Consider the following 7,942-nt stretch of genomic DNA (forward strand, 5'->3'; position numbering starts at 1 on the left):
ATACAATACTTTTGAGGAAATCGATAGAACGGTGGATGTGATATCAGATCTTTCATAAATTGATTTGTGGTGATGCTATGGACGAGATGGTTCGCAAACTTAAACAACGGAGCACTATACTTAAACATTTTACAAGAGACGTTTCTGATGATTACGACTGTTTCGGTCGGTCTGAAGAATGTGGAGAACAGATTGCCGTATATCTTAAGATAAAGAACGGCACTCTCGAAGATGCAGTGTTCGGAGGTATGAACATGTCTTTTATTCTGAAGGCGATAGCGGACATTATCCTGGATGCTATGGTCGGACGGAAGGTAGAAGAATTGAAACATATGAAACGTGAAGATTGGTTGTCTTTGTCAGGACTTGAACATCTTGATCCGACCAAACGTGATGTTGCGTATCTGGCAATTCGTGCTATCGAGAATGCATTGTCACAATGTTGAACAACGGTCCAGAATTTTCACTTTACCTAATTATCTGTGTTGTTTACGAGATCCTCGGAGACGTTCTCATCAGGTCCGGGTATCTGTGATACGTTGGTTGTGTATGATGCACTTCCATTGTCGCTATTGTCCGTGATATTCCCTTCTCCGTTCTCTGTTCCGTTGAGAGACCGTGATATGTTCTTTTGAGATGTTTCGTTGGGGTTAATGGCAACAGACCCTGTTTTTATTGCAAGACGGCATGAAGCGTTGGTGTTTCTGTCGATGTATATTATCATGCTGTTATCCGTGAATTCGGTATGCGGTTTTCCGTATTTGATGATGATGTTGACGAATTCGTTGATTTCTCGCTCGCATCTCTCTACAGATGCGTTGGACTCGTGCGTATTGTTGGGATAGGATATGATGCATCTGTCGTTGTCTATGCCGTATATGTATTTCGGTTTGCTTGCCAACGCGGGCGAACCTGCAACTCCTATCCCGCACATGTTTATGTTATACCTGGTCCTGCTATCCGGAGCATTGCGGAGGTCCATCACTATGGCTACCGACCTTGCACTCATCAGGTTGGTAAAATAGCGTTGCATCTGTGCATTCATGTTCTGTTTTTGGTAGTATTGGTAGAGTTCATAACCGAACAACGACAAGCCCAATAGAAGGACCACTACTATGATCGCCCATTGTGCCTTCTCGGAGATTCGCATTCCTTTCACCCTCTCTCATATTAACATATCATTCAATGTTGATCGCGTATGCCACTTCGCATTTATCGAACAGCGGAGTTCCGCCGTACATCCGTGTCTCAAATTCGTACAGGGATTTGAATGAATACCCTGAATCGATCGGTGAATATTCCAATATGAATACAGGATTTTTATGTGCTCTGTCCAGACATTCGTCAATACCGATAGTTTCGTCGCCGTGTTTACAGTAATCACCTGTGATCACATATTCATCGATTGTTTTGTTTGCCAACTTGTTTATTATCCTTTCTTTACACACATTCATAGCAGCAACCGTGCTCGCGTCTGCACCGCGTTCATCGATAACTATTGCCACAGTGTCCGAATCCATTACTCTTTCCATGAAATCGTCGAAGTTTCCTTCTCTGGCAGTATCCTTCATTACGTTGTATATCGCTATTGATCCGATTGCCACAACTCCTATGAACATCAACAGAAGAACCGTCCAACTCAACAGAACCATCCTTTTAGTGAATATGTATCTATGTGAATGGGCTATGTTGATAAATAGGAAAACTGCCAACGCGATCAAGGCAAAATCGCCCAGAAGCAACAGCACGGGTGGAATCACAGGTGTTAATTTCTGTTTGGTCTTATCGTCTATGTTAACTACAAGACTTGCCAATGATAGGACACCGCTTGAACTTTTCCTGCTTACGTCCGCAACGAAACTTGCCACCGTATTTTTGCCTTTTGAAGTGGATGCCAATATTCCATCTAAACTTTTACTGATGGATTCGAATTCTTCTTTAAGTTCGTCGTACTTGGAATCGCTCATCGGCGGATTAAACTGTTCGACGTATTCGTTGTACTCTTCACCTATCTGGTTGAGTTTGTTGACCAACCCTTTGTTTGATCTGTCGACGTACCATCTCGCTTGAACAAGTTTTGCGGTTGCATCGTCCAAAGCTGACTTGGCTTCTCTGTAATGGATGGTGAGGTTCTGGTCCAGCAGTGCCACCATACCTTTATACTTCATCTCTAACACGTTCATATCTGATTCTGTCGCATTGTCGAATGAATATGTGGCAAACTCGTCGTCTAATTTGTTCTGGAGTTTTACAATATCGTTGTAGTATGCTGCAAGGTCATTGTTCTCAACATATTTCAATGTTTCTTCCGCCTCTTCCAGTCGTCCGGCATATGCATTGAGAATGTTTTGATACCTGGCTCTGTATACCGGTGCCTTTTCAACATTCTCTTTATAATTAACCCTTTTAGTAGTCTGTTCATACACACTGTCTATTACTGATTCCATGTTTGAAATAGGTTCGACCTTGTCCTTGAGGTCGGATATGATTTCTTTAGCGTCTTCGATATACGTAAAATTTATAGGTAACCTAAAACATATCCCCAAACATTCATAACAGTCAGGAGTGTCGAAAAGTTCGTTTTCCAGTAGCGTTTCTGCAGTGGTTTCCAAAGAATCGGCGTCCTCATCGAGTTCATCAAGTATGGATGTTAGGTCCCCTGAACCCTTTTCGAGTTTCTCTATGTTTTCGAGCGCGTCGGCCGTCAGCTCATCCATGGTATCTAAAGAATGAGAATAACCGTAGAACATCGGTGCAAGATATAATGGGTTGCAATTTATACCTGCAGAACTGACAATCCCGCAGAATGTAGATGCGGCCATTTCGCATTCCTCTTCAGTATGACATCTTTTCGGATACATAAATGTTGCAGATAGACAATAATCTTCAGCAGGACCCATCTTACTGGGACCGTTTCTTGAGGCATTGAACTGTATAAAATCTTCTTTTAAAGTTCTGAGTTCTTCTTCGTTGGGCCAATACTGTTTTTGGTAATATCCTGTGATAACCTCCTCTATCTCATCCTTTCCTGTGACAGGTTCGCCTGCTTTGAAGACCATTGTTTCTTGACCGTCTATGAACATGATGGAATAAAGCGTGCTGTTAACAGTTATGTTTTCAAAGGTTACATTGACGTCTTTCTCATCTTCAAAGAGATAGTCGGTGTAATCGATCGCATTCACAACATTCGGCAGAAAAACACTGATTAGCAACGCGATCACTAATCCGGTCTTAATATTGTTAAATATTGATAATTCTTCATCTCTCATGGATTTGTATTTGTTGGCATATCTATTTAAAGCTTTTCTGCGCATCCGGCAACCCTACGCTTGCGGATAAACCCAATTAACCCGATGGAGAGGATTTAACTCGATGCGGAGAATTAAGTTTTATACCGATATCCCCGAAAATTCATCCTTCCATAAATCACATCCCTCCAGCACCGGTTATTTACTGAGGCATCAGCAATCTTGCGTGCCAAATTCTTTGCTACTCCAAAGAGCCCTCTTCTCACACATGTCTATCCAGAATCCGTTTCCGAGAGGGTTTAAGTTATGGGACGAGGTTGACTTGATCTATCCTCCATCTTGGTCGTGGAACTGCCGACTTCGGATTGATCGTGGCTTTATCACCGAATTTTTGATACAGTTCGTACCCCGTGTACGCAATCATAGCACCGTTGTCTCCGTTGTATTCGTTTCTTGGGATACCTAATCGCGCCTTCTGTTTACCGCACATGGTTTGATGTTTGGAAAGCATTCTGTCGAGCATTGTCTGTAACATTGAATTCTGAGCGACACCACCGCAAACAATGACTCCTTTCTTGCCCGTCAACCAGAACGCCCTTTCCGCTGTTTCAACGAGCATCGCGAATGCGTTGTGCATTACCGAGTATGCAATGTCTTCCGGAGGATACTTGGTTTTAATCCGTTTTGCATACGTTAACAATCCTCCGAACACGGTATTCATACCTTTAACTGAATAAGGTGTAGATTCTATATATCTCCCGTTCCGGGCCAACCGTTCGAGTTCCGCGCCGTGACCGTATTCGAGACCGAGTTCTCTTGCTAACACATCAAACAGATTACCTATACCTATGTCCAAGGTTTCTCCCAGAACTCGATATCTTTCTTTATCTTTGACTATCAACTGCGTGTTACCACCGCTAGCGTATATTACCAGAGGGTCATCGATCCGCGTGTCGTAGATACCTATCTCTATATGTGCCGCACAATGGTTAACGGGGATCAGTTTTGCTCCAACTTTTAAGGAGAGATAACGTGCCATGGCGCATCCGAATTGAAGCGGTTGCCCTATCCCAGGGCCTTGCGAAAACGCTATCATGTCTATGTCGGTAGGTTTTAATTCGCGTTCATCAAGGGTATCCTTCAGAATTCTGGAAAACCATTGCTGATGATGATCCCCTAGTTTTCGTGGTATCATGCCTTCTCCTTTGGCACGGTACACGTGCCGTTTATGGGTAAGACGTTTGCCGTCATACACTCCGATACCGATAGTATGTGCGGTTGATTCTATGCCCAATACGATCACAGGATCACCACAGAGATTTGATCATCAGTATGCTTAACAGATTTATGAGAAAGTGTATTAAAATAGGTATTACCAGAGAACGTTCCCTACTTCTGATCTTACAGAATATCATTCCTATAACGAACGTTTTGATAAGCTCTCCCACTGACCCGTAGGACGCGTGCGCTATCGAGAACAGTATCGATGATAAGACCATCCCTACCCTTGGATAAAGAATGCCTCTGAAGAACAACTCTTCAACTATCGGCGAGACAAACATACCTGTGACGAGTACTGTTACCGGTAATGAATTTATCTTTTTAACAACGTTCTTTGTATCGTTTCTGTCCAGGGAGAATGTAATCAGTCCAACGATCAAAAGTATGATGGCTACTACTGTGAACCAGACCATTGTTTTAACCACAACGTCTTCAAAACTATCTCTGTTTACCAGGCCGGTTTCCTCCAGGAATCGAGCAATCGGTTTATTGGAATACGGGTACACGCTTAGCGTCAGCAGACCGACCGGTACGGTTAACCCTACTACCAATTCCGGAAACAGCATTCCCAAGCCGAATGTGATTAAAGAGATAAACCACCATTTTTTACTAATAACTATATTTATGGAAACCAATGCAACTGATAAAACGATTATCCTTACAATACTGGCGGACGAAGTAAGGTCCATCTTTGAACAATAACTACTGAGAAGAAGAGAAAGTGTTACGATAAAGAGAAGATGCACGGTGGTACTCTCTATTTCTTTTCGTAGTATCCGCATTTTCCACATGACCATCTATCTTTATGTTCTGCCAGGTGTACCCCGGGACCGCATTTAGGGCAGAATCTCGGTTTTTTATACGGTTTAATCTTCTTCTCCTTTTTCTTTTTCGATTTTTTGCCTCTTACACGCACCTTTCTTTTTTTGGAACCCATCCGTCACCACCTTTTAGTATTTTATTTGTTTTCTTCAGACTTTTCTTCCTCCTTAATCCTTTCTAACTTATATTTTGGTGTGTATCTTTTCAGAGTTTCTTCATCCTTATAAACGTATGCCTCTACAAACGCATGTTTGCCTCCGTAAGAACTGGTGATTTTGTTTATTACCAAGAGGTTTGGGTTTACCATCAGTTTCGCAGCAATCTCTTTAAGCATGTCTTTACGACTGGGTGTCGGACCGTCGAGTTCGACTACGAATCTGACCTCCTTTCTTCCCAAGAACTTGTTATCATACTCTTCATTTATTTCAAGTTTCATACCTATCACCCGTATTTATTTAACTTTTACTATGGCCATCTTACCGAGCGCGCTCATCACTTCTGCTTCTTTACCTGGTTCGACTTGATCTTTAAGTTCTTCGGGTATACTCACCTCAAAAACTTCGTACGTTTGAGTATCCATCAACTGAGCAGTATCGCCGGTGACCGAGATTATCTGAGCGGTTTTTCTTTCGATCACAGGTACTTCTACTTCGTCATGCCCGGTAAGAAACGCTACCTTTTTTTGTCCTTCGAATATTCCGATCGCTGTGACCTTCATCTTCGCATGCCCGTGTTTTCCCGGTCTCGAAACCTCTATATTTACAACTCTGCAAGGAATACCGTCTATCACTATGTATTTGCCGACCTTGAGGTCCTTAACCGACATATACTTCTTTTCGACCATTTGAACACCCCTTATAGATTACTAAAATGAGTGTTAATTATTCCTCTTAAATGTTTATAAACCTTTGGTAAAACGATTCGCTTATGGATACTTCACGGATAGTAAGATGAATAACTGCAGGATATTTTAGGTGAGAATTTTGAGAATGTGGTTAGGTTGGTATATTCACAAGTGCGCGCCTATGGCTGAGATCTGGTTAAAATCTTTTACCAGTTAAATTTAAATGAAATTATGTGTTAAAAGATAAAATTGTATATAAAACGCAAGATAAATGTTGGGATATGCGGTTCTTTGCAAATTGTTTATTGAAAATTTGTTTGTTGAAGGTTGTGATAGTATGTGCAGCAGGACGGTATCGGTATCGTATGAATACCAAAAATCGTACAAAGAATCTCTCAGGATATTGAAAAGCATCCGTAGGAAAAGAGAAGTTGCGCTTGAAAAGTATGATGAATACCATTCCACTCTTAAGGATAACACGATTAACGTACTCGTGCACCTCGCAGGACTGTATGCCATATCCAGGGTCAAGTTGGACAAGACACAGTCTCTCTTAGAAGAGCTTAGGTCACGAAACAACTATGACCACAAGAACTGGTTGAGTGAGATGAGATTTGATCATCACAAAGAAATAAAACATATTGAACATGAGTTAAACGGTATAGAGGATATCGCATCAAACGTCCTCTATATACTCGACCCTATAGCGGACCTCTGGAACGAGTATTGGGAACGCAGGGGCATCAAACCCGAAGAGCCTGATCAGTTTTATGAATGGATCATTGGAAAGTCGAGTGTAAACCAACTCCGAGAGTTCCTGGAACGCGCATATCGTTATTATGATCGTGTGTTGGAGAGCAATATCAAGAATAAACGATTTCTGAGAAAGATATTAAAGGAACCGTTTTCATCCGAAGAGAAGAAGATGATAAAGGAAAGGATAAGGATTTACGAAGAGGGAATCGAGGAGAAGGAGATACTCAAAGAGGTGGTTCACCACGCTCTTAGGTCTATAGACGGGTTGACAAAGTTGGTTAAAGAGGTTACGGGTAAAAGACCTAAGAAAGTTAGCGATCTATTCATATCTAAACGAGTAATAGACGAATACTATTCATCCCTATACCGGAAAACATTACGCACCCTAGCAGAAGAACACCTCCAACAGGTTGACCGTGCTGAGGTACGTCTCCCTCCTGAAGAGGCGTTCAATCTCCTTGGGATAAAGGTTGAAGATTTATCAGACTATCAAAGAACGTTGATTGAAGAACGTAGGTTGACAGAAGACGGTTTGAACGAGATCCTACAATCTATCGCAGAGAAGAAGATGAGCCAGTACACACCGGTTGACAAAATTCATCTCGTCACAGAAGGGAACGAACACTTCCCACCTAAGATATACCTGCCAAAGGAGAGTAAGGTTTCCGAACTCTTGAAATATATATTAAAAGACGACCTTAACGTGTTCATCCTACTCCAATACGGATTTGAATCAATAGGTGATAAACTAACAGAATACACCGAACCTATACGTACTGGGGTGTTCGCTACTTGGGTATACCTACGGAGCAAGTATCCAAAATCACGTCTATTATTATTTTCAGAGATGACCGAGGATCTGGCGAATAATGAATATTATGAGGACAATGGAAACTATTATGTGATTGATGTGGAGAGGTTGTGGGATAACATAAAGAGACGGTATCGGAAGGAGTTAGCCGACAGAGAGAAACGTAGGAACTATCTAAAA

9 protein-coding genes are annotated in these 7,942 nt (G+C 41.9%); 2 read left to right on the forward strand and 7 right to left on the reverse strand.

The window, feature by feature from the left end:
• The first annotated feature begins 77 nt into the window (after positions 1-77).
• Positions 78-446: an iron-sulfur cluster assembly scaffold protein gene (locus tag J7K41_00550; GenBank protein MCD6549191.1), complete on the forward strand. Its 369-nt coding sequence runs from the start codon at positions 78-80 to the stop codon at positions 444-446.
• 26 nt (positions 447-472) lie between these two features.
• Here the strand turns inward: J7K41_00550 and J7K41_00555 are convergent, their stop codons facing one another.
• From J7K41_00555 to J7K41_00585, 7 genes are all read right to left on the reverse strand, one after another.
• Positions 473-1,150 (reverse strand): hypothetical protein, encoded by a 678-nt coding sequence (locus tag J7K41_00555; protein MCD6549192.1) that lies wholly within the window; start codon positions 1,148-1,150, stop codon positions 473-475.
• Between the two features lie 28 nt (positions 1,151-1,178).
• The gene (locus J7K41_00560) at positions 1,179-3,269 is read right to left on the reverse strand and encodes a hypothetical protein (GenBank protein ID MCD6549193.1); all 2,091 of its coding nucleotides are present in this window, start codon (positions 3,267-3,269) and stop codon (positions 1,179-1,181) included.
• A gap of 283 nt (positions 3,270-3,552) precedes the next feature.
• Positions 3,553-4,551: a tRNA (adenosine(37)-N6)-threonylcarbamoyltransferase complex transferase subunit TsaD gene (tsaD, locus tag J7K41_00565; protein ID MCD6549194.1), complete on the reverse strand. Its 999-nt coding sequence runs from the start codon at positions 4,549-4,551 to the stop codon at positions 3,553-3,555.
• A gap of 4 nt (positions 4,552-4,555) precedes the next feature.
• Positions 4,556-5,320: a CPBP family intramembrane metalloprotease gene (locus J7K41_00570; protein MCD6549195.1), complete on the reverse strand. Its 765-nt coding sequence runs from the start codon at positions 5,318-5,320 to the stop codon at positions 4,556-4,558.
• Entirely contained in the window at positions 5,287-5,466 is a 180-nt protein-coding gene (locus J7K41_00575; protein MCD6549196.1) for a 30S ribosomal protein S27ae, read from the reverse strand. The genes J7K41_00570 and J7K41_00575 overlap by 34 nt, the downstream gene beginning before the upstream one ends.
• A gap of 21 nt (positions 5,467-5,487) precedes the next feature.
• On the reverse strand, positions 5,488-5,787 hold the full coding sequence (locus J7K41_00580; GenBank protein ID MCD6549197.1) for a hypothetical protein: 300 nt from the start codon (positions 5,785-5,787) through the stop codon (positions 5,488-5,490).
• Between the two features lie 15 nt (positions 5,788-5,802).
• Positions 5,803-6,195, reverse strand: coding sequence for a translation initiation factor IF-5A (locus J7K41_00585; GenBank protein ID MCD6549198.1), 393 nt, complete (start codon positions 6,193-6,195; stop codon positions 5,803-5,805).
• 337 nt (positions 6,196-6,532) lie between these two features.
• Between J7K41_00585 and J7K41_00590 the strand changes: the two genes are divergently transcribed.
• Positions 6,533-7,942: hypothetical protein (locus J7K41_00590; protein MCD6549199.1), on the forward strand; the 1,410-nt coding region annotated here is incomplete at its 3' end.

Source organism: Candidatus Micrarchaeota archaeon, from assembly GCA_021163225.1.
GTDB lineage: Archaea > Micrarchaeota > Micrarchaeia > Anstonellales > JAGGXE01 > JAGGXE01.

Bases quoted from the DNA above. Each gene is read 5' to 3' on its own strand.
- J7K41_00550 (MCD6549191.1), top strand. From the start codon at position 78: ATGGACGAGATGGTTCGCAAACTTAAACAACGGAGCACTATACTTAAA.
- J7K41_00555 (MCD6549192.1), bottom strand. From the start codon at position 1,150: ATGCGAATCTCCGAGAAGGCACAATGGGCGATCATAGTAGTGGTCCTT.
- J7K41_00560 (MCD6549193.1), bottom strand. From the start codon at position 3,269: ATGAGAGATGAAGAATTATCAATATTTAACAATATTAAGACCGGATTA.
- J7K41_00570 (MCD6549195.1), bottom strand. From the start codon at position 5,320: ATGTGGAAAATGCGGATACTACGAAAAGAAATAGAGAGTACCACCGTG.
- J7K41_00575 (MCD6549196.1), bottom strand. From the start codon at position 5,466: ATGGGTTCCAAAAAAAGAAAGGTGCGTGTAAGAGGCAAAAAATCGAAA.
- J7K41_00580 (MCD6549197.1), bottom strand. From the start codon at position 5,787: ATGAAACTTGAAATAAATGAAGAGTATGATAACAAGTTCTTGGGAAGA.
- J7K41_00585 (MCD6549198.1), bottom strand. From the start codon at position 6,195: ATGGTCGAAAAGAAGTATATGTCGGTTAAGGACCTCAAGGTCGGCAAA.